This window comes from Bradyrhizobium sp. CCBAU 45384 (genome assembly GCF_028128665.1).
Lineage (GTDB): Bacteria > Pseudomonadota > Alphaproteobacteria > Rhizobiales > Xanthobacteraceae > Bradyrhizobium > Bradyrhizobium manausense.
Genome location: NZ_LBIZ01000076.1, coordinates 1 through 19,192 on the forward strand (window position 1 = coordinate 1; position 19,192 = coordinate 19,192).

The 19,192-nt window shown below is 60.4% G+C and carries 19 protein-coding genes; 1 reads left to right on the plus strand and 18 read right to left on the minus strand.

The features are described from left to right. The 3 genes from XH80_RS04065 to XH80_RS04075 form a co-directional block, all read right to left on the minus strand. Positions 1–704, minus strand: a 704-nt coding sequence (locus XH80_RS04065) for a transposase (RefSeq protein ID WP_271597435.1), incomplete at its 3' end; no start/stop codon positions are given. Between the two features lie 254 nt (positions 705–958). Next, positions 959–1,414: a DoxX family protein gene (locus XH80_RS04070; protein WP_271597436.1), complete on the minus strand. Its 456-nt coding sequence runs from the start codon at positions 1,412–1,414 to the stop codon at positions 959–961. Between the two features lie 277 nt (positions 1,415–1,691). Beyond that, positions 1,692–3,224, minus strand: a complete 1,533-nt coding sequence (locus XH80_RS04075) for a winged helix-turn-helix domain-containing tetratricopeptide repeat protein (RefSeq protein ID WP_271597437.1) — start codon at positions 3,222–3,224, stop codon at positions 1,692–1,694. Between the two features lie 117 nt (positions 3,225–3,341). Between XH80_RS04075 and XH80_RS04080 the strand changes: the two genes are divergently transcribed. Then, entirely contained in the window at positions 3,342–3,788 is a 447-nt protein-coding gene (locus tag XH80_RS04080) for a cupin domain-containing protein (RefSeq protein ID WP_271597438.1), read from the plus strand. Between the two features lie 222 nt (positions 3,789–4,010). Here the strand turns inward: XH80_RS04080 and XH80_RS04085 are convergent, their stop codons facing one another. From XH80_RS04085 to XH80_RS04155, 15 genes are all read right to left on the minus strand, one after another. After that, a complete protein-coding gene (locus XH80_RS04085; protein ID WP_271597439.1) occupies positions 4,011–4,325 on the minus strand; it encodes a hypothetical protein in 315 nt (104 codons plus the stop codon). 330 nt (positions 4,326–4,655) lie between these two features. Next, complete coding sequence (locus tag XH80_RS04090; RefSeq protein ID WP_271597440.1) at positions 4,656–6,056, minus strand: DUF2130 domain-containing protein; 1,401 nt, start codon at positions 6,054–6,056, stop codon at positions 4,656–4,658. Positions 6,057–6,417: 361 nt separating this feature from the next. After that, positions 6,418–6,639: a hypothetical protein gene (locus tag XH80_RS04095; protein WP_271597441.1), complete on the minus strand. Its 222-nt coding sequence runs from the start codon at positions 6,637–6,639 to the stop codon at positions 6,418–6,420. Between the two features lie 466 nt (positions 6,640–7,105). Further along, a complete protein-coding gene (locus XH80_RS04100; RefSeq protein ID WP_271597442.1) occupies positions 7,106–8,275 on the minus strand; it encodes an LPD7 domain-containing protein in 1,170 nt (389 codons plus the stop codon). Then, entirely contained in the window at positions 8,259–10,235 is a 1,977-nt protein-coding gene (locus XH80_RS04105) for a type IV secretory system conjugative DNA transfer family protein (RefSeq protein ID WP_271597443.1), read from the minus strand. The genes XH80_RS04100 and XH80_RS04105 overlap by 17 nt, the downstream gene beginning before the upstream one ends. Then, positions 10,171–11,202: a P-type DNA transfer ATPase VirB11 gene (gene virB11, locus XH80_RS04110; protein ID WP_271597444.1), complete on the minus strand. Its 1,032-nt coding sequence runs from the start codon at positions 11,200–11,202 to the stop codon at positions 10,171–10,173. Before virB11 ends, XH80_RS04105 begins: the two co-directional genes overlap by 65 nt. Continuing rightward, the gene (virB10, locus tag XH80_RS04115) at positions 11,199–12,341 is read right to left on the minus strand and encodes a type IV secretion system protein VirB10 (protein ID WP_271597445.1); all 1,143 of its coding nucleotides are present in this window, start codon (positions 12,339–12,341) and stop codon (positions 11,199–11,201) included. Before virB10 ends, virB11 begins: the two co-directional genes overlap by 4 nt. A 9-nt stretch (positions 12,342–12,350) precedes the next feature. Continuing rightward, positions 12,351–13,202, minus strand: a complete 852-nt coding sequence (gene virB9 / locus XH80_RS04120) for a P-type conjugative transfer protein VirB9 (RefSeq protein WP_271597446.1) — start codon at positions 13,200–13,202, stop codon at positions 12,351–12,353. Then, positions 13,199–13,870 (minus strand): virB8 family protein, encoded by a 672-nt coding sequence (locus XH80_RS04125; protein WP_271597447.1) that lies wholly within the window; start codon positions 13,868–13,870, stop codon positions 13,199–13,201. The genes virB9 and XH80_RS04125 overlap by 4 nt, the downstream gene beginning before the upstream one ends. A 344-nt stretch (positions 13,871–14,214) precedes the next feature. Then, positions 14,215–15,201, minus strand: a complete 987-nt coding sequence (locus XH80_RS04130; protein ID WP_271597448.1) for a type IV secretion system protein — start codon at positions 15,199–15,201, stop codon at positions 14,215–14,217. Positions 15,202–15,212: 11 nt separating this feature from the next. Further along, positions 15,213–15,458 carry an EexN family lipoprotein gene (locus XH80_RS04135; RefSeq protein ID WP_271597449.1) on the minus strand — a complete coding sequence of 82 codons (246 nt, stop codon included), beginning with the start codon at positions 15,456–15,458 and terminating at the stop codon, positions 15,213–15,215. Then, positions 15,455–16,177, minus strand: a complete 723-nt coding sequence (virB5, locus tag XH80_RS04140; RefSeq protein ID WP_271597450.1) for a P-type DNA transfer protein VirB5 — start codon at positions 16,175–16,177, stop codon at positions 15,455–15,457. The genes XH80_RS04135 and virB5 overlap by 4 nt, the downstream gene beginning before the upstream one ends. Next, the gene (locus XH80_RS04145; RefSeq protein WP_271597451.1) at positions 16,174–18,540 is read right to left on the minus strand and encodes a VirB4 family type IV secretion/conjugal transfer ATPase; all 2,367 of its coding nucleotides are present in this window, start codon (positions 18,538–18,540) and stop codon (positions 16,174–16,176) included. Before XH80_RS04145 ends, virB5 begins: the two co-directional genes overlap by 4 nt. Further along, the gene (locus XH80_RS04150) at positions 18,530–18,871 is read right to left on the minus strand and encodes a type IV secretion system protein VirB3 (protein WP_271597452.1); all 342 of its coding nucleotides are present in this window, start codon (positions 18,869–18,871) and stop codon (positions 18,530–18,532) included. Before XH80_RS04150 ends, XH80_RS04145 begins: the two co-directional genes overlap by 11 nt. Further along, positions 18,871–19,167, minus strand: coding sequence for a TrbC/VirB2 family protein (locus XH80_RS04155; RefSeq protein ID WP_025038371.1), 297 nt, complete (start codon positions 19,165–19,167; stop codon positions 18,871–18,873). Before XH80_RS04155 ends, XH80_RS04150 begins: the two co-directional genes overlap by 1 nt. Positions 19,168–19,192 lie beyond the last annotated feature (25 nt).

Below are 19,192 nucleotides of genomic sequence, written 5' to 3' on the forward strand. Positions count from 1 at the left end.
GCATCCGGATCGGTGAGCGATATCTGCTGATCCGGCGTGTTGCGCATCTGCGCATCAAGCACTTCAAGGCGGCTCATCTCCTGCTTCAGCCGAGCGATCTTTTCCTTGATCCTCGTCGTTTTGATGCTGATCGCTTCCGATGGATCCTGCCGATCGGCGCTATCGAGTTGACGTAGATATCGACCGACGCTTTCCTCGATCTGCGCCATCCGCCTCGCCATCTTGGCATGCGTGAAGTTGCGGTCGCGGTTGTTCACCGCCTTGAACTTGCTGCCGTCGATTGCGACGCTTGGGGTCTGCAACAGGCCCATTTGCCGGCATAGTGCAATGAACTTCGCACAAACTTTCCGGATCGCCGCACCATTGTCCTTCCGGAAATCGGCGATCGTCTTGTGGTCGGGAGCCAGGCGGCCGATCAGCCACATCACCTCGATATTGCGGCACGCCTCACGTTCCAGGCGGCGACTGGATTGCACTCGATTGAGATAACCGTAAATGTAGAGCTTCAGAAGGACTGCCGGATGATAGGAGGGCCGGCCCGTCTCCTTGGCGATCGTACGCTCAAACCCCATTCCATGCAGGTCGAGCGCCTCGACGAACACATCGATCACATGGACCGCGTTGTCCTCGCTTACCCAATCCTCCAGACATTCCGGCAAGAGCGTCAGCTGGGATCTGTCCGCGCCTTCAACGAAGCGTCCCATCCGTATCCCCCATCAGGAAACGGAGGAATCGTAGCCGACTCGTGGCTTTTCACACAGCCAGGGTCAAAAGCCGCCCGTCGGTACGCTGCGCTACAAGGTCGGCTCAGGGCCACAAGCGGGCGTTAGCGATGTCCTGCGCTGGGTCAGCTCCGGGCCGCCCGCGGACTGACGTCTACCGCCCGTTCGACTTTGCTCATCCGAAACAGGACAAGCTCAATTCGTCCGTCATCGCCTCGGCCGAGGACGGGCAGCTATTATCGCGCCAGCGCGCAATCCAGCGAGTAGCGGCCGCCTCCGGTCACGAAGATCGCCAGCGCGCCCCCGATGATGGAAATGTTCTTCAAGAAATTGGTGTACTGTGCGATCTGTTGGGCGCCAGCCGAATATTCCCAGTACCTGTGCGCGATCGCCGTCGCGACGACGACGAACACGATGGTCAGTATTGCGCAATAGCGTGTGCCCAGGCCCAGGATCAAACCCGCGGAAAGCAGGATCTCGACAAAGAGAGCCGCGGAGGTAAACAGGAGAGGCGCCGGGACTTTCAGAGACGTGAAGTAGCCCAATGAGCCGGCGAAATTGATGGCACTTCCATACGCTACTCCCACGAAAACCCATGCGAGCAGGACGCGTGCGAGCAAGATCAGAACGTCGGCGCTGTTCGTTGCGAAGCCGTCGGTCGCTGACAGCAGCGGATGAGAACTGCATTTCATCACGACTCCTCCCTGGGGCATGGTCGGGTGCGTGCAGACACTCGTTATGCATTGCACTTACAGCTACCACGGTCGGCTTTGCTTTTGAAGCCGCTCCGCCTGACCGCGCCCCGCCGGGGCTCCTGGATCCCAGCACCGTCCCTCGGGGCGCGTCAATGTCCGCTGGGGGCACAAGCGCAGCTTCGGCGCCTGGCGGCAAACTTCCGCTTTAAACTCATTAACCGACATGAAGCTGCGCCGCGTCAACTGAAGCGAGGGGCCATAAGGCGCGTCCGTACTAAATCTGCGCCCTACGAAGGCTGCTGGCCATGTCCTCTGCCCATCCCGGATTATGGGTTCTAAGCGGTGTCAGTACGTCGTCGGGCTGTGTTACAGCGCCGACCATCTGGCGCGCGCAGCGTCGTGCTTCGTCCCACTTTCCCAGCTGCGCATAGCAGCAGACGAGCACTTCCAGGCTGGTTCGCCAATTCGGCCGGACTTGTAGAGCGCGCGCTGCTGCTTCCAGAGCAGCTTCGGCGCGTCCGGAGAAGAGCCGTGCCAGCGCAAGAATGTTGAACCAGACGAAATTCTGGGGATCGTAAGAGCTCAGTCGGACCCCATATTCAAGTGGTGCGATTGCTTCCGACGAACGTCCACCGAACAGGAGAGCCATTCCCAAGACGAGATGCCCCAGAGCAAAGCTGGGGCTGATTTCAATCGCTTTTCTGGCGGCGCTAATCGACTGCTCGAACTGGCCTGCATACGCGCTGACGATCGCAAGCGAGTAGTGTGCATAGGGGTTTCGTTCGTCCAGCTGAACCGCCTTTAAAGCCGCTTCCATGCCCTCCTGCAAATCGGTAGGACGATTGTCGGACCAGCCATAAGCAACCAGGCCAGCGCTGACCCGACCGAGCCAAAGATGCCCTTCTGGAAGTTCGGGATCGAGACTAGCGGCCTGACGAAACAGCTCTCGGGCTTTCAGATGATTCTCGTTGGTGACCTGATGAAAATGCCAGATCCCACGCCTTACTATGTCCCAGGCTGTAATGTTACCGGTGTGTCGAGCCGCTGCTTGCGCGCCTTCCGTTTTGAGCAGCTCCGGTTCGATAGCACCCGCTACGCGTTCTGCAATTTCGTCTTGAATTGCAAACACCTCGGTCAATTCGAGGTCATAGCGCTCAGCCCAGATATGCTTTGCTGATGTGGCCTCTATCAGCTGTGCAGAAATCCGGATCTTCTGAGCGGACCTGCGGATGCTTCCCTCGATTAAGTACTCAACGCCGAGCTCCTGCGCGATCTGCTTTGCGTCAAGCGATTTGTGCTTGTAGGTAAAGCTTGAGTTGCGTGCGATGACGAAAAGCCAGCGAAACCGCGTCAGTGCCGTAATGATATCCTCGGTGATACCGTCGGCGAGATATTCTTGTTCCTCTTCGCCACTTAAATTCAGGAACGGCAGAACAGCGATCGACGGCCGATGCTCAGCCGCGAACGTCTTCGTCTCAGCGATCTGTTGCGTTGGCTCCGTTGCCGCCCCGACGAACCGATAGCCGACCCGTGGAACCGTGATGATCCAATCTCCCCCTTCTGCAGTAGGCCCTAGCTGCTTTCTCAGCGCCGCGATCTGAACCGAAAGGTTGCTCTCCTCGACCGCCGTATCGCCCCAGGCCGCCTGTATCAATTCGTCTTTTGTCAGCACTCGACCGGGTGAGCCAAGCAGCGCCTCAAGCAACCGAAAACCCTTGCTGCTGATTGCTACAGGCCGGCCCTCTCGAAAAAGGGCTCCTCGTTGCAGATCAATAGCAAACGGGCCGAAGGCGAAATCTGTAGACATGCCGCAAGACTAGCTGGTTTTGCAAACTTTCGGAACATTTCGGCCCGGCGTTCAAGACTTTTCGGGAGCTGATGACGGAATTTACGCGCGTGGATCTGTTCACCAAAGGAGGGTTCGATGACGGTCCTCGAAGCCACACAAAGCAACAGCAATGCGATTGCTGCAGCGCAGAAAGCCTCGGTCGTCAAAAGTGGCGCAGGCTACCGCGCAGAGCAAGGCAGCGATTACAAGCCCGGAGTGAGTGCAGAAACAGTGGGCTCACAATCGCTCTGGCTCGGGATGATCACGCTTCCGGCCGGGCAGCGAACGCGGGCGCATGTGCACGAGTGTCACGAAACCGCGCTCTACATGCTCAGCGGCGATGAGATGGAATTGTGGACCGGCGACCAACTTCAGCATCGCGACACCGTGCGTCCGGGGGATTACATCTTCATTCCCGCAAACATGCTGCACGTTGCTGTCAACCGAAGCGCACAACCGGCCGTGTTCATTGGCTCACGCAACGAAGCGACGGCACAGGAAAGTGTCGTCCTACGACCTGAGATGGACCGTAAAGTACCGTAGTAACCTCTACAGGCTCCGCTGGATCAGATCCAGCGGGGCTGGTCCAGAAGAGAATGTCGGCTCAGGGTCATTGACGTCTATTTGGCCGTGTTGGCACCATGTCCGGTCTGGCCTCGGCCGCTGACGTGCCCGCCGCAACCTTCGCTGATGGGCCAATAAGCGACATTTCGAAATGAGAGAGGCCGTCAACTGAGCCGGTCTCAACGCGGAAATCCCTTCTTCTCAGATCTTTCCGATGTTGGAGTTTCTGGCGTCGTGAAGGCTCTTTATCAGGGAGGACAGCGCTTGGTCGGCCTCGCTGTAGCCGCCAGCACCAGCGATCCTGTCGAGCTCTGCAATTGTCAGCTCGCGCTTCTCGTCATTCAGTTTGATTGAATTCCGATCACGAATATCGCGCATCGTCGTTCCCTTTAATCTCTCGGTGAGGACCAACCTGAGCCCGTAGCCGATGGGATACCCGACGCCGAGATTACAGGATGTGATGAGTGTCACGTAGTCGACATGTGGATGGCGGCAGGATGCGACCGCCGGCAACATCGTCCCGTATCGAGTTTCGGAGGGACGCGATCATGGCGACATCCCGCTGCCCGAGTTGGCCGGCTTGGCCGCTGAACTCCGAAATGAAGGCTTGGAGGACGTCGAAGACATCATTCGTAGAATGCAGGAACACTTCGGTTTAGGAAGGCTCGCCGCATCCACCCGGGAGCGTTTCGAGGCAGCAGCGTCCGTTACCGGTTGAGCTAAGGTTGAGAGCCGATTTAAAGGCTGCTCACCACCGATGAACGCATTCAAGGCAGGCCATCAAGGCAAGGGGTCGCCCGAAGGAAACATCAAGCCTGAGAATAAAGGCCTCTGCACCAACCCAATTTATTCCGCCGCCTGACTGTTCAGCTCCGCAAATTTGGCCGCCATCGTCGAGTTGCCGCGGGTTAGCTTCTTGATCGTGACATCCTGGGCTTTGTCGTTTGCGAGGCGCAGGTTGCGATCCGCCCCGATCAAAGCATCTTTGGTTTTCTGCAGATGGTCGATGGATTTGTCGATCTCGTTGATCGCCGTCTGGAAGTGCCTGGACGCAAGATCGTAGTTCTTCGAGAATGCGTTCTTGAACGTCTCTAGCTGGTTTTCGAACTGGGTGATGTCGATGTTCTGCGCCTTTACGAGGGCCAGTTCCGTCTTGTATTTCACCGAGTTGATGGCGGCATTCCGCAACAGCGTGATCATCGGCAGAAAGAACTGCGGGCGTATCACGTACATTTTGGGATAGCGGTGAAAGACGTCGACGATACCCGCGTTGTAGAGCTCGCTGTCGGGTTCAAGCAACGATACCAAGACGGCGTACTCGCAGCCCTTCTCGGTCCGGTCGCGATCGAGTTCCTTTAGAAAATCCTCGTTCCTGCTTTTTGTTGCGGTCCTGTCGCTTTCGTTCTTCATCTCGAACATGATCGAGATGATCTCGGTACCGGCCTCATCCGAGTCCCGAAAAATGTAGTCGCCCTTGGAGCCGGTACGCGCGTCGTTATCCTTCTCGAAATATGCCCGGGGGAAGGCCATGGAGCGCACCCGGTTGAACTCGATCTCGCAATGCTGCTCGAGGGTCTCGCCGACCATTTTGGTCGACAGGCGGGCCTTCATGTCCTTGAGACGCTCGATCGCGTCATCGCGATCTTTGATTTGCGTTTCGTATCTGTCCTTGAGCGACTGCTCAGAAAGCTGCTTTTCCAGCCGCACCTGCTTGATGCCGCTTTTCAGCTCGTCGCGCTCTTTCTCTATCGCACTAAGCGCTTCGGTGACAGCGAGCTTCTTCTCGAGCTCCACGGCCTGAAGCTTGGCTTTCAGCTCTTGGATTTCCCTATCCTTGGCAGCAGAGATCTTTTGCTGCTCGCTGGCCAGCAACGCCTCCGCAAGCTCCGAGGCGGCTTTCTTTTCGCGCTCAGCCTGGGCAAGGGCGTTCGCCAGCATGTCACGCTCTTTCTCAACGACAGTGAGCGCGGCGGTGACGGCAAGCTTTTGTGCGACCTCGCTCGCCTCAAGTTTCGCCTTCAGCTCCAAGATTTGGACATCCTTGGCGGCCGCGGTCTTCTGGAGATCGTTACCCACCTGTGCCTTGGCCAGTTCGACCGCAGCGTGCTTGTCGCGCTCGGCAAGTTCCAGCCGTTCGTGGATTTGCCTGTCGAAATCCTTGTCGCGCACCTGCTTCAGAATCTCGGCATAACCGGATTCGTCGACTTTGAACGCTTTGTCGCAGTGGGGACAGATGATCTCGTGCATTCTTCTCAACCGACGGCTGTCGGCAAGTTCTCGCGGCCCGGAACCCCCGCGCGGTGATCAGGTCAGCACCTGCGAACACCCTGCGTGGCGGCCGCGGCCGCTCCAATGAATCACGTGAACAAAATTAGAACCCCGAGACTCTACAGGTCAAGCGGCAAGCGGCCGCCGCCTGCATCCGCCGCCGGCAATCCCCTACTTTCGGATCACGACCCGGGGAGATCCGACAGCAAACGAGCGGCGGAGAGATGATATCCGATGCTTTGAAGTCGCTCGACGCTTGGCGTCGCAAGCAAGAGGATCTTCCAGGGCGCCCTGAGGCGATCCGCCGCCTCGTTGAGCTCGGGCTTGCCAGATGCGACGGCTACTTTCCATTTGATACAGGGAATTTCGCTGCATTCTCCGCTGCGACAGCCAAAGCCCGGGAGAGCCTGAGCGCCTGCTTAGCCGTCAGCTGGAAATGGACGCCAACAGCGCTTGCGATCGCGACAGTGATCTCGTCATCGATCTGCTCGACTGCGATCGCGGCCGACTCGTCAATCTCAATTTGGTCGATAAGCCCGGGCCAGCCGGTCTCTTGCGCCATGTCTGCACTCTCCAAGGCTCATGCATATATTAGCAACCATATGAATAAACCGCAACCTAACCGAGTGCTGAAATCTGATCGCAGGGTAGGAGAAGGTACCCACCCACGTACATCATCGTTGCCAAACAACCGGGACCGCTTCGCTACCTGCCTCTCTGCCCGGAGCGGCGCTTCTCACAAACCAATCTCTGAAGGCCGGGGAGATTTTGAGATGGAGGGCTCGAGCTGTCGCAGTGAAAAAGCACCCTTCCACTCATCGATCTGAAGAGTGGTACCAATTGTGGTACAACCAACTTTACGTAGACCGGCCTTACAGCTAAGCTATTGAAATCGCTTGGTAGCTGGGGAGGGACTCGAACCCCCGACCCCAGGATTATGATTCCCGTGCTCTATAATTCGCGTCGACGGCCGCCGAGGGTCCAGGCGCTTAAGGTTCGAAGATGGTCGAGTGGACGAGCCTCCACATTCAGTGCTCTCGCTCTTGCCGTCTCATGCGTTCACCGCTCTGGGTTTGACGAGCGCCTTCCTTATCGTGTCCGGGTTGTTCATGGCGGTCACGGACGGGCTCCCTGACTGTCGCCCGCACAAACGAATGTCCGTTCTCAAGATGACGAGCGATGCGCTCCTTGGCGAAGGCCATAATGTTCTGGCGAGCATTCTCGTCGTTCGGCAGAGCGCGCTCGACCAGCTTGTTGATGACGACAAGCTGGGATTTGGCCGCGAGCAGGTCGGAATCATGCGCAGCCGCCGGCCGGTCTGCACGGCGTGCCTCCACCGTCACATTCCACATGTTGCGCCACATCTGGCGCCGCTCAATGCCGGCGATTCCCGTGGCGGCGTCTATGGACTTGATCGCCCTGATGACGGGTTCGACGCCGTCCCTGCGCAGAGAGATGCGGTCGCCAGGCCTGGCGCCGCTATCTGCGACGTCCGTTACAATGCCGACGCCCCACACCTGATGTCGCCGGCCATCGTCCAGCTCGATGGCTACATAGGTCGACGGCTCCGCGTCGGCGCGGTTGCGGTAGGGGCCAATACCGACCTCCATCAGACGTCCGGAAACGCCCTTGTCGTAATCGAGCCTATCGGCCCGGGTTGACCTGTCGGAGATCCAGCGAGCCTCCACATCTTTGGTCCGGGCGTGGGCTCGATCCCATGCGACTCTTCGGTCAGCCAGCGCCTGGCCATCAAGCTCGCTTGGTTGATAGCCCTTCACGTCCATCCCGCGTGCGCCAGCCTCGAGCCAGGCCTCGCGCCGGAACTCGAAGGAACCTCGAACGTGAAGTGCCTCCCACTGGCGATGTTGTGCCACGCTGACCATATCCCTGATCACCTCGGCGGCAGCTATGCGGGTGACCAGGCGATCGTCAGTGGCCTTGAACGCGAGGTACTCTTTCCGCTCATCGGCATAGAGCCGCGCTTCGCGGGCAGAGCCATCCTTTTCGGATTCACTTGCGACGACGTAATATTTGCGCCGGATGCGATCCGGGAGAGCATTGTTCAGAGGTTCCGTGGGGGAAGACTTGTCGGTGGCGGCCTTGCTTCCGGAGTGGTCGCTCCCCTTTCTGTTGGAAGCGTCCGCGGCACGACTTTGCCGTTCGAGGCTGAACTCGTTGCTGTCACGTGTGTCGTTCATGCTGCTGCTCATTCCGCTTGCGGCCGGGCCGTCGCGCCGGCGGGATGGCTTGGGCGTCGATGTAGCTCAGCACCCAGGCTTTCATGTCGGCTTCGGAGAGGCCTTCTAGGTCGACATCCACATCCCCGAAATCGAAACTGGCGTTTGCGGGAATCGTGGCGGGATCGGCCACCTCCTCGTCTGTCATGGGCCGCGCCCGCAACACCATTCGCAGCTCCGCAATCTCTGACCGCAGCTCCTTGATTTCGGCGTCGAGCAGTGTGTTCGAGCGTCCCTTGGGCAGCTCTGGGACTGGCGCCGGCAGCAATCGCTGGAGGAACGCTTTGTCCTCGTAATAGATAATCTTGTCGGCGATGATGGGCGGAATGCCAGTACCAAGAATGAAGGCCTTGGATTTTGGAAGAAGCTTGAGCTCTTGCGGCAGCATCAGAGCGCGACGATGCTCTGATACCGTCTCGCTGATTGCTCGCATCGCAAGCCCCTTTGGCCCGCTGCGACTACGCGCGTTCACCGTCTCATATCCGATGCGCTCCGAGAGCTCATTCGCCACGTCCTGCTCCTTCGGCGCAAACACGACCTCCACGGCGTGGTTGGTCATGAAATTGCGGGCAGCATCAATCCCGTAGATCGCGCGCAACTGGGCCGGGCTTTGGACCACCGTGAGAAGACGGATGCCGTATCCGGCGATGAAGGCCACCGACTTTGCCAATACATTGACATTGCCCAGCGCTGGGAATTCGTCGAGCAACAGCAGCACCTTACGAGTGAGCTTGGGGTTTTGCTCCGGCAGTTCCCGGGTGTTGAGGTCGACTACCTGCTGGAAAAACAGATTCAGAAGCGGTGCCATCCGGTCGAGATTGTCGGGCGTCACCCCGAGATAAATCGACATGGGCTCTTGGCGTAGCTTGCGCAGGTCAAAATCATTGGTCGAGGTTGCGGCATCGATGCGGGGATTGAGCCAGAGGCCGAGCCGTGCCGTCACTGTCTTGCGGACGGAATTCAAGGTGTTCTCGGAAGCAGCGAGGAAATCGTTCAGGGCCGTGATGCAGTGCCCCGATAGCGGGGAAGGGCCGGCTTTGCGGTTGGCAATGACCTTGTCGAAATGGGATTTCAGATCCTGGGTCGCCGACAACTGGCGTAGGATTTCGCCAATCGTCAATGGCAAGCCCGGCGTTTCCGCGATATAGCCGCCGATTGCCACAAAGGATGAACGCGCCGCCTCAAACCAGAACGGATCCCCGCGGCTCTCGGCCGGAAACAGCATCACCGCAATCCGCTGCAGATCGTCGTAGAGGTCGGCTGGATCGCTGCGCACATAGCCCAGCGGATTATAGCGGGCGGTGCGGCCGTTCTCGTCGAGCGGGTCGAACAGATGGACCTCCTGCCCGTGGCTGGCGCGAAAGCCGGCCGAGCGATCCCAGTTCTCCTTCTTCACATCCAGCGCAACAACCGAATCCGGCCAGTTCAGCAAGTTCGGAATGACATAGCCGACACCCTTCCCGGCGCGCGTTGGGGCATAAAGGAGGACGTGCTCCGATCCGCCGAAGCAGAGCATTTTCCCATCCTTGCGGCCGAGTAGCAGACCGTCCTTGGATCGCAGGCCGACGGCCTTGATCTCGCGCTCGGAGGCGAAACGGGCCTTGCCGTGAAGGGGAAGTGGACGTTGCCGCAGGATGGTGCCGAGCAGGCCAAAGACTACAATCAAGCCAGCGAGGGTCGACAGCGTCAGCCAGCGGTCGAAACGCGGATCGGCTCCATAACGCAGCCAGCCTGTCGCGATCTCTGACCAGTGAAAGCCGCCATCGTGAAGCCTGAGCCCAAGCAGCAGAACGTTCGAGGCGACCAGCAAGAAGACTGCGCCGGCCCCGAGCGTCAGTGCCGTGCCAAAGGCGGCCTTAGCGGGCGTGGTCGCGTTTGCGAACGGGGTCATAGTAGATTTCCGAAATGCGGTAGCGGCCATTGCGCTTCTGCATCTGGACCACGACGTCGACGAGATGCAGCAAGAGGGAACGGATATCGTCGCGGTGGAGGTCGCGTCCCTCATCACTTTCCTTGACCAATAAGGTCATCTGTTCAAAGGCAAGGCGGGCGCTGTCGGCATGAACCGTCGTGATCGATCCCGGATGCCCCGAATTCACATTTCTGAGATAAAAGAAGGCGGTGCCGTCGCGCAGCTCCTGCAGCAGTATGCGGTCGGGCCGCATCCGCAACGACGATTCCAGGAGCTCGCGCGGGCCGATCTTGGCCACGCCCTGCCCGTCCTTGGCATAAAGCAGCCGGACGCAATTCTGATGCGGGATAACCAGCTCAGCGGTGTCTTCAATGGTGATGAGCCGTTCTTGGGCCGGGATAGCAGCAATCAGCGCCTTGGACAGAGTGGTCTTGCCGGACCCGGTCGCCCCCGAGATCAGGATATTGCGGCGGGTGCGGACCGCGAGCTCAAGGAATTCGCGCCACTGACCGGCTTCCTTGAGGGCGAGCAGTTGATGCTCGTCGGCGGCCAGCTCGTCGTTGGCGGGGCGGACCTCATCAAACAGCTCTGCCCGCTCAAGCGCGCTCAGGTCCATGGTCAGTGTTGAGGGCTTGCGGATCGTCAGGCTGATCGTATCCGCTGGGACAGCGGGCGGCACGACGATTTGACAGCGCTCCTCGCCGATCAGGCTGGTCGATACCACCGGGTATTCCGGCCCTATGTCCTGACGAGTGTGACTGGCGGCTGCCGTTGCAAGATGTGAAAGGTAAGCCTGGGTGAGGGCCGCTACCTCGTGCCGTGCCCAACCGTCTGGCCCTTCCACGAAAACCTCGCCCGGGCGGTTGACGACGATTTCAGTGAGGGTGTTGTCGGAAAGGTATGGCGCCAACGGCTCGAGGTAGCGCGCCAGCACCAACCGCCCGCCATCGCGTTCGATGGATGCGACTGGCCTCATTTGGTCACCACTGCCGGCCCGACGATGCCTCCGGGGAGGGTGCGGTCGAGAATCTGGGTGCGGCTTTCGATCCGTTTGAGTTGGTAGACCGATGAGAAATCGAGGTCGCGCGCGACAAAGATATTCACGAGCTCGCCCTGGTTCTTGCTCAGCGTCGGCGGGATGTTGATTGACTGCTCGACGGCGATGCCGGCGGCGGTGTTGGTCGCGCCGGCCGTGTTGTTGATCTGGATCGAGCCGTCTTGCAATTGCTGGCGCCCGATCGAAGAGGCATCGCCGACGATCGACAACAACAGCGCCGAGCCGAAGCGCTCCCAAAAGTGTGTATCGATGTCGCCGTCGAACCCAGCCCGGCCTAGCGCATCCGTGGCGGGCGAGGCTAGCGCCACGATGACGCCTGTCGGCGTCTTGGCGCGAGCCCATAGCACGAACATCCGTTTGGAGCCGCGTCGGACATTGCCACGATATTCCCCGACCACTTGCGTGCCCTTTTCCATCAGCACCACGTTGCCCGAATCCGACATCACGTCGCGCAACACGACGCAGGAGACGAACCCCGCCACATCGGACGACATTGCGGTCTCAAGGACGCAAGGGATTGCAGTGCCCTGGGTAACCAGAAGATTGCGATTGGGCAGCCGCACCGCCCGCACGCCCTCGATCGGCGTGGGTTTGAGCTTGTCGGCAAGCTCATTGCGTGGCTCGGCCCGCCCAAAATCATAGGGATCAACGGGGACGCCACCGGTCGCGTTAGGGGCCGGTCGTCCCGACGCGACCGGCCGATTATAGGCCAGCACCGGTGCGCGCCGCGCGCTTTCGAGCATCTGGTCCGGAGCTGGCGCGGGGGCCGCCGGCGTGGCTGAGATAGGTGGGACCGGAATGGATGCCGTGGTCATGGGCGCGGCAGGTGGTTCCGCGGCGGGCTCAAAGGCGGCTGCTTGGCGGATCATGAGCTTGCGGGCGGACTCGCCGACCGGCTTGTCGCTTTTCCAGGTTCCCCAGATGATCAGAAATGCGAATGCGGTGAGCGCGAGCGCGCCGAAGCCACGCTTGAGCATCGCCGTTCGGCCATTGTCCCCTCCTCCGACCGGCGTAATGCCACGTTCGCCGGCAAGCGTCTCATTCTCATGCTCGGTCATGTTGTCCGCCTATCGTGCCTTGAGGGTCGGAGATGGCCTCTTCGCCTTTCGCTCGATCGAGGGGCTCGTGGTGTTGGTGCCGGGATTGACGCCGACAGCATCGAACCCTTCGTTGAAGATGCAGAGCACGATGTCGCCCTTGCGCAGCCGAAACTCGCGGGCGGTGGCGTGGACCACCACGAGCTCGCCGCGCACGTCCTTAGGGACGAGACTTTCAGAGCCGTCCGAGTTGATCAGGTAGATCGCCGGGATCTCCCGATTGCCAGCGAAGCGGAAGGTGGTTTCCTTGCCGTCATCGAAAACGGCTTCGGGTTCGAGATCAGTCGAGCCCTGGGCCGAAAAGCGCCAGTTCCGTGCGCCGTAGGCATGATGCAGCTCAAACGTCTGATCGATCAGCGCGCCTTCCCGCTCGGCGCCGCGCGTCGCCGCCTCGATGCGCCGGCGCTCGAGCTCGTCGCCCGGGTAGGCAAAGCGGACAACGAAGTAGCTGTCGGCCAGCGTCGTCTCGGCGATCGACAACTCGAACTGATAGGAGCGCTTGCGCCCATCCGGCCGGGTGGTGACGACCTGCAGATTGGTCGGCGGGTGTTTTTCGCGGGGCTTGAGGAACAGGATCGAACCCGCCGGTGCAACTTCCCATGCGATCGCGTCCCCAATCGCGACATGCGCGATCTCCTCGTCATCGGCAAAGACGACCTGGGTCGAGGCGCGGATCACGCCGTTGAGGCGGACAACATTCGTTGGGTCGTAGGTCACGGTGCGCACGCGCGCATCGTGCTGACCCGGTGCCGGCTGCTGCAGAGCGAGCACAGGCCCCGCGAATCCGAGGCCTAAAGTGATCAGAAGCACGAAACGTTTCATGGCACGACCTCCGGATCGGCGCGATATTCCGAAACCAGGAACCCGAGAGGATTGATCAGGCGGTCGGCGGAGGACATCGGCGCGTTGGCGTAAGAGAAGGTCAGGGTCGAGACCCAGTGGGTCACATGGGTCTCCTCGCCCTTGCGGCTCTCTTTCATGAACCGCACAGACGCGACGTTGTCGGCGAGCAGCGAAATCGCCTTGATACGCACCGTCGCGACCCCGAAACGGCCTTGAACGACCTGGGGACTTTCGGGATTGGAGCCGCGGTACCAGGCCGCAAAGCGGGCCTGTTCGCCCTGCCCCGAGAGCAGCGAGATCGTGCGGAAATTGGTTTCGGCTTCCGGGTAGCTGTAACCCTCCCGCGCGCGGACGTAGCGTCCAAGGAAATATTTGGTGACGGCCTCGTCGTAGCGTGCGGGCGTCGAATTGAGGGCCGAGACGGTGTCGACAATGCCGGTGGCATTGTCGACCCGGATGACGAACGGCTCGACGGTTTTTAGGGGCGCCAGCGCTGCGACCGCGCCGACCGAGGCAACCGCCAAGACGCAGGCGCCCGCGGCAATCATCCATGCTGTTCGCCGCGAGCGATGGGCCGACAGAAGCAGATCCTGCTCCCATCGCCGCGCATTCTCGAAATAGCTCTTCAGGTCATCATGTCCGACCATCTCACGCCTCCTTGCCGCAAGAGCGGTAAGAGGCCGCGATGTCCGCCCAGCGGCCGGACGGGGCGAGATGGGTCGACGGTGCGGACGAGTTGCCCTCGCCCTTCCGGATGATGGGTGCGGATGGCGAAGCTTGCGGCTCAGGTGTCGCGGATGGTGCGCCGGACTCCCAATCCCACAACGAGCGATTAAGCGGCCGCCGAGCCAGGCCATCGCAGGAGGGCGGCCCCTTTGACCAGTTCGCGCAACCGCCAAGCTGCCATGCGATGACGCAAATAATGAATAGTCGACGCCACATCGTTCTGATGCCCCTGTCTTTATCGTCGCCTGATCCCGGCGATCTTCGCTTACGTTGTCGAGGTCCCCTGGGATTGGACACGCCGGATGCTGCCGCCCTGGCGGCTAGCCCGTACTGCGGCGAGACCGCGGCTGGCCGACCAGCGCGCGCCGGCATAGGCCCCTCCTGCCGCAGCCGTGGCGTTGGCAATCAGTGGGTTTGTGACCAGCCGGCTTGCGAGCGATGCCCCACCACCGGCGAGACCGCCTGCGATTGTCGGCAGTTGAAGCGCGATATATCCGGACAGACCGAGCACGGCACTGATGGCGACCGCGGCGACCACCATCTCGCCCGCCGTTCCTGCGTTGGCTCCAAACCTGTCGATGAAGCCGCTGACAGTGGACAGCATCAACCCGACCAGCGCGACGACCAGGACCAGGAGGATCACGAAGTTCGCGAGCTGCCGAAGCCAGGCTTCTGTAAACGGGCGCGTCGCCTCAAAGAGTCCCAGAGCAATGAAGATCGGTCCAAGCGCGATCACGACGCCAAGTCCCACTTTGGCGTAGAGCAGAATGGCAAATTGCAGGAACGACCCGACGGCCACAAAAACCAGTAGAATGGCCGCGATCAGTGCAGGCGCGATATTGGTCAGGCCAGCCTGCTCATAGATCTTGTTAGCGACGTCAATTCCTTTTGAAAGGAGTTGATCAAACGGCGCTCCGGAACTGGTATTCAGTCCAGAACCCGCCAGCGCATTGCCGATCTCCTTCGGCAAAGACTCGAAGAACAATCCCGTGACGTAGTGTTGGAACGCGCTCGCGTTGGTTGCTAGTAGCACCACGACTACGATCCGCATCGCGCGCCAGGCGAATTCCATGATCGGCTCAGTGATCGCGCCCCGCATCACCGCGAAGCCGTAGAGAATGACATAGAGCATCACGGCCATACGGAGTGGACCATCAACGTAGGACGCGAGATTCGATACCGAGGTCGACACGAACGTCGTGATCGGCTGTTCGAATTCCTTGAGGAAACTGTCGAAGACGTTTATGGCCATCGCGGCGGTCCTTACTTGAGGGCGTCTTTCATCTCTTGGATGGTGATCTTATTGCGGGCCTCATTTGCGTTGATGCAATTCGGCGTCTTCCCGAGCGCACCAGGATCGTCGCGGCACGCCTTGAGAGCGATTGCAAGCTCTTCCCGATGATCCAAAAACCAGCCGACCGTGTTCGTCGGCTGAGTGTTGCTAGCCTCGTTGCAGCCGGTAAGAGCCGTGGCGACGGTAACCAGCAGAATGGAAGTCGCTATTCTCATTGCAGCGCCGCCTTCATTTCATCGACCAGTTGGCGCTGTTTCTCTCGTTCCCGCTGACCGTCCATATCCATGCGGGCCTGCTGGATCATTGCTAGACCCTGCATCCGAAGCACGTCGTTCTGCAGCAGCGCCTGCTCGGCCTGCAGCCGCGCTGAGAGATCGAGGATCTCCTTGGCGTCGGTCGCCGAGCTGATCCGAGCTCTGAGCTCCTCGAGTGCGTCGACGCGCTGCGAGGCAGCGTCGTACACCGCCTGGCCCATGGAGTGCTTCGCCCCGGTCTGCCGGGCGATCCGGTCGAGTTCGCTCTGGTAGTACGAGTTGCCGCTGTTGCCGGTATAAGCGCGGTTCTGCGCAAGATAATGGTTGATAGCGTCCGCGAAGTTGCCGCCACCCTGCCCCGCGACAAGGCGTTCGATGTCCGAGAACTGTTGTGGCAGAACTTTCCGGAACTGTGGCGTGTTCAAGAGCGCGCCAATATCGTTGGCATTCGTTCGCTTGTTGAAGCTGTCATAGAGCTGCTTGGCTTGATTCAACTGATCCTGCGCGACCTTGAGCTGCGACGTCAGGGTATCGACCTGCTTCTTCAATTCGGCCAGTTGCTCAAACTGCCGCGCATACACACTTGGATCGAATACGATCTCAGCCGCTGCGGGTCTGGGCATCAAGAGAGTGACGGCAGACAGGGAGGCGAGAAGAATTGGGATGCGATGAACAATCATTGGGCTTTCCTCCGCTCCGCGTGAAACACCGGCAGCCATTGAGCGGGGTCGTCGCCGACCTGCTTGCGAATGCGGTCGAGGAGCTCGACGGTTTCGGTGCGTCCCGACAAGACGGCGAGCGCATCGTCGAAACCGCCAAGGTCGAGTTCCGCCGCCACCGAGTTGTGGCCTTGCTTGACCAAGAAGCGCCGGCTTTCAGGAGCTAGCTCCTCCTTGATCAGGCGGAATTCCGTGTCGGTCAGATGGAAGCCATCGACATAGTCCGAGCGTGTTCCCCGCGCGTTTGGCAGGAAGATTTGGGTCGGGCATTGCTCGACAATGGTGTGCGCGATCGGCGAGGCCAGCGCGTCGCGCGGCGACTGCGTTCCGAACACCATGACGCCATTCTGCTTGCGGATGGTTTTCAGCTTGTTGTTGGCGAGATCACGGAACGCCTCGTCTCCGAGCGCCTTCCAGAACTCGTCAATATCGATGATCAGGCGCCGGCCGTCGATCAGCCGCTCGACTCGGTGAAACAGATACATCATGAGTGGCGTGCGAACGGTCGGGTGATCTAGGAGATCGGTCATGTCAAAACCAATGAACCGGGCGTCGAGACCGATCGCATCTTGATCACCGTCGAGCACCCACCCGAAAGGCGCGCCCCGGCACCATCGCTCCAGCCGCGCACCGATCCCCTCGCGGTCTTGCTGGCCGAGAAAAGCCCGGAGCGTGCCGAACGAGCGTTCCGCCTGCCGCAATTGACCGAGCGCTCGCAGTCCAGAATCGATACGCTCCTCCTCGATCACGGTCAGCGGCCGGTCGTCCGGCGTAACGAGTTTCCGAACCAGTTCGCCCAGGAAGGAAAGATTCGCCGGCGTCAGCTCCAGCGCCTTGAGCGGCGCGCACCCGGTCGGGGCGCCGTTGTGGAGCGTCAGATACGTGCCACCGGCGGCGCGCACGAAAATCTCGGTCCCCCGGTCCTTGTCGAAGAAAACGTAGGACGCACCAAGTCGCTCCGCCTGCGACAGCAGGAAGTTCTGCACGACGGTCTTGCCGGACCCCGAGGGGCCACAGATGAAGGTGTTACCGAGGTCGCCATGATGAAAGGAGAAATAGAGGGGCGAGCCAGACGCGGTCTTGAGCATCGCAACCGCCGGTCCCCAATGGTTGCCCGCGGGCTGTCCGGTCGGATAGGTATGGAACGGCGACAATGCCGCGAAATTTCGTGAGTTGATCGCCCCCGTGCGAGCGCGGTATTTGAACAGACCAGGAAGTTGCGCCCAGTAGGCCGCTTCAAGTCCAAGATCTTCCCGGGCGACCACCGCACCCGCATCGGCCAGTGCACGCCGTGCCACGCTCATGTGTTCCTGCAGCTGCGACGGTGCATCGGCGTAGACCAGCAGCGAGAGGTGATGGTCTCCGAGCACGAACCGGTTGGATTCGAGATCGTCGAGCGCGTCAGAGAGCTCGTCGATCTGCGAGGCGGCCGGATCCTGGGCCGAGACTAATTGGTTCTGTTTGCGGGTCAGAACCGTCTTGGCGTCAGCTTTCGCCAAAAACGCGAATGTTTGTGTGACGATGAGCTCAAACGGCGCGGAAAGGAGCGCGTTCAACAGGCCCGGCCGGGTGGAGGCGGGATATTCCTTCAGCCCGAACATGCCAGCGAAGCGCGACCCGCCCGGCCTGCGGATCTCGAGGGCCTCGCGGCCGAAGATGACGCGGTTTGAATAGAGTGCCGGGCCAATAGGCCCTTTCAGCAATGGCATCGCCATCCATTCACCGGAGGCGAGTGCATGGAGCAACTCCATTGGTTCCGAGAAGGTGATGCCGTCGCGCTCGAACAATCCAACCGCACGGGCGCCGTAACGGTCGAGTGCCGCGACGATATCTCGCGTTGCGTCGTCCAACCGTTTCAGCGCTCTGCTGTCCACCTCGGCGGCATTCGCAGCGCTTCGGCCGAGCCGCCGAAAGAAAGCGGCGGCCGTATCGGTAGCCGCTCGGCCGGGATGACAAACCAGAGTCAGATAGAGATCGTTGCGAAACAGCGCTTCCTTGCAGAGTTGTTGGCGATATTGAGCGTCGAGCGCCGCTGAGAAGGCCGATCGAAAGGTGCCGTCGGGATACACCGACGTCCGGCGGCGCACCAGGTGGCTCCAAATCGCGAGCTGCGGATCTGCAACATTGCGCAGCGTGAGATTTAGCTTACCGTGAAGATCATTCAGATCCGCGATCTCGGCAGTCTCGAACGAGGTACCGTCGATCCGGATCACCGTCAGCAGGGCTCGGGTTGTCAGACTGATCACCGTGCCCGTGACATGCCGGCCGAATGGCATATAGACATCGGGCTCGATCTCCCGGTTTTTAAGCGCCCTATTGCGCATAGCCGAGCTCCTTTGTTCGATATCTCCGGACCAGCTTGAGTGGCGTGCAGGACGAGCCGCCCCAGAATGCGGCATTGCGCGCGCGCCCGCGGGTTTCGATCCAGGCCAGCAGAATCCGAAACATGTTGGGGTCATGGCGGCAGATGATCCGGCAAAGCCCATGGATCGGAATCGCGACCAGGCCGTAGACGATGCTTCCAGCGACCAGGAACATGATGCAGGAGAACATCACGTTGAGCGCCATAGCTTCCATCGTCACGCCGGCGACCATGGCGGGCCGCGTGCAGGCGAGGAACAAGGTGTCCTCAGTGAGAGGCGCGGCCTCAGCCATCAGCGACCGCCGGTCAGCGTTGAGACCACCTCAGAGGCGCCAAACGTAATCGCGACGCCGAGCACGACATAGGCGGCCTTGCGCAGATCGAGGTAGCCGAACATCCAGGCGATGCCGACGATGATGACGGCCAGCGTCGCCAGAAGGCGAGCGACGTTGCCAGTCAGCATGTTGACGATGTTCTGCAGCACGCCCTCGATATTCGCGGTCTGCGCCAGTGCCGGCTCGACCAACGCGATGCTGAGGACGGCTCCCATGCAAAGGAGGGCAGCGGAGTGTTTAAGAGGTGAAGTCATGACACGGCTCCTATTGACGATGCAG

What these genes read in the sequence shown, in the direction of transcription:
- XH80_RS04070 (WP_271597436.1), bottom strand. Translation starts at nt 1,414, where the DNA reads ATGAAATGCAGTTCTCATCCGCTGCTGTCAGCGACCGACGGCTTCGCA.
- XH80_RS04075 (WP_271597437.1), bottom strand. Translation starts at nt 3,224, where the DNA reads ATGTCTACAGATTTCGCCTTCGGCCCGTTTGCTATTGATCTGCAACGA.
- XH80_RS04080 (WP_271597438.1), top strand. Translation starts at nt 3,342, where the DNA reads ATGACGGTCCTCGAAGCCACACAAAGCAACAGCAATGCGATTGCTGCA.
- XH80_RS04085 (WP_271597439.1), bottom strand. Translation starts at nt 4,325, where the DNA reads ATGTTGCCGGCGGTCGCATCCTGCCGCCATCCACATGTCGACTACGTG.
- XH80_RS04090 (WP_271597440.1), bottom strand. Translation starts at nt 6,056, where the DNA reads ATGCACGAGATCATCTGTCCCCACTGCGACAAAGCGTTCAAAGTCGAC.
- XH80_RS04095 (WP_271597441.1), bottom strand. Translation starts at nt 6,639, where the DNA reads ATGGCGCAAGAGACCGGCTGGCCCGGGCTTATCGACCAAATTGAGATT.
- XH80_RS04100 (WP_271597442.1), bottom strand. Translation starts at nt 8,275, where the DNA reads ATGAACGACACACGTGACAGCAACGAGTTCAGCCTCGAACGGCAAAGT.
- XH80_RS04105 (WP_271597443.1), bottom strand. Translation starts at nt 10,235, where the DNA reads ATGGCCGCTACCGCATTTCGGAAATCTACTATGACCCCGTTCGCAAAC.
- virB11 (WP_271597444.1), bottom strand. Translation starts at nt 11,202, where the DNA reads ATGAGGCCAGTCGCATCCATCGAACGCGATGGCGGGCGGTTGGTGCTG.
- virB10 (WP_271597445.1), bottom strand. Translation starts at nt 12,341, where the DNA reads ATGACCGAGCATGAGAATGAGACGCTTGCCGGCGAACGTGGCATTACG.
- virB9 (WP_271597446.1), bottom strand. Translation starts at nt 13,202, where the DNA reads ATGAAACGTTTCGTGCTTCTGATCACTTTAGGCCTCGGATTCGCGGGG.
- XH80_RS04125 (WP_271597447.1), bottom strand. Translation starts at nt 13,870, where the DNA reads ATGGTCGGACATGATGACCTGAAGAGCTATTTCGAGAATGCGCGGCGA.
- XH80_RS04130 (WP_271597448.1), bottom strand. Translation starts at nt 15,201, where the DNA reads ATGGCCATAAACGTCTTCGACAGTTTCCTCAAGGAATTCGAACAGCCG.
- XH80_RS04135 (WP_271597449.1), bottom strand. Translation starts at nt 15,458, where the DNA reads ATGAGAATAGCGACTTCCATTCTGCTGGTTACCGTCGCCACGGCTCTT.
- virB5 (WP_271597450.1), bottom strand. Translation starts at nt 16,177, where the DNA reads ATGATTGTTCATCGCATCCCAATTCTTCTCGCCTCCCTGTCTGCCGTC.
- XH80_RS04145 (WP_271597451.1), bottom strand. Translation starts at nt 18,540, where the DNA reads ATGCGCAATAGGGCGCTTAAAAACCGGGAGATCGAGCCCGATGTCTAT.
- XH80_RS04150 (WP_271597452.1), bottom strand. Translation starts at nt 18,871, where the DNA reads ATGGCTGAGGCCGCGCCTCTCACTGAGGACACCTTGTTCCTCGCCTGC.
- XH80_RS04155 (WP_025038371.1), bottom strand. Translation starts at nt 19,167, where the DNA reads ATGACTTCACCTCTTAAACACTCCGCTGCCCTCCTTTGCATGGGAGCC.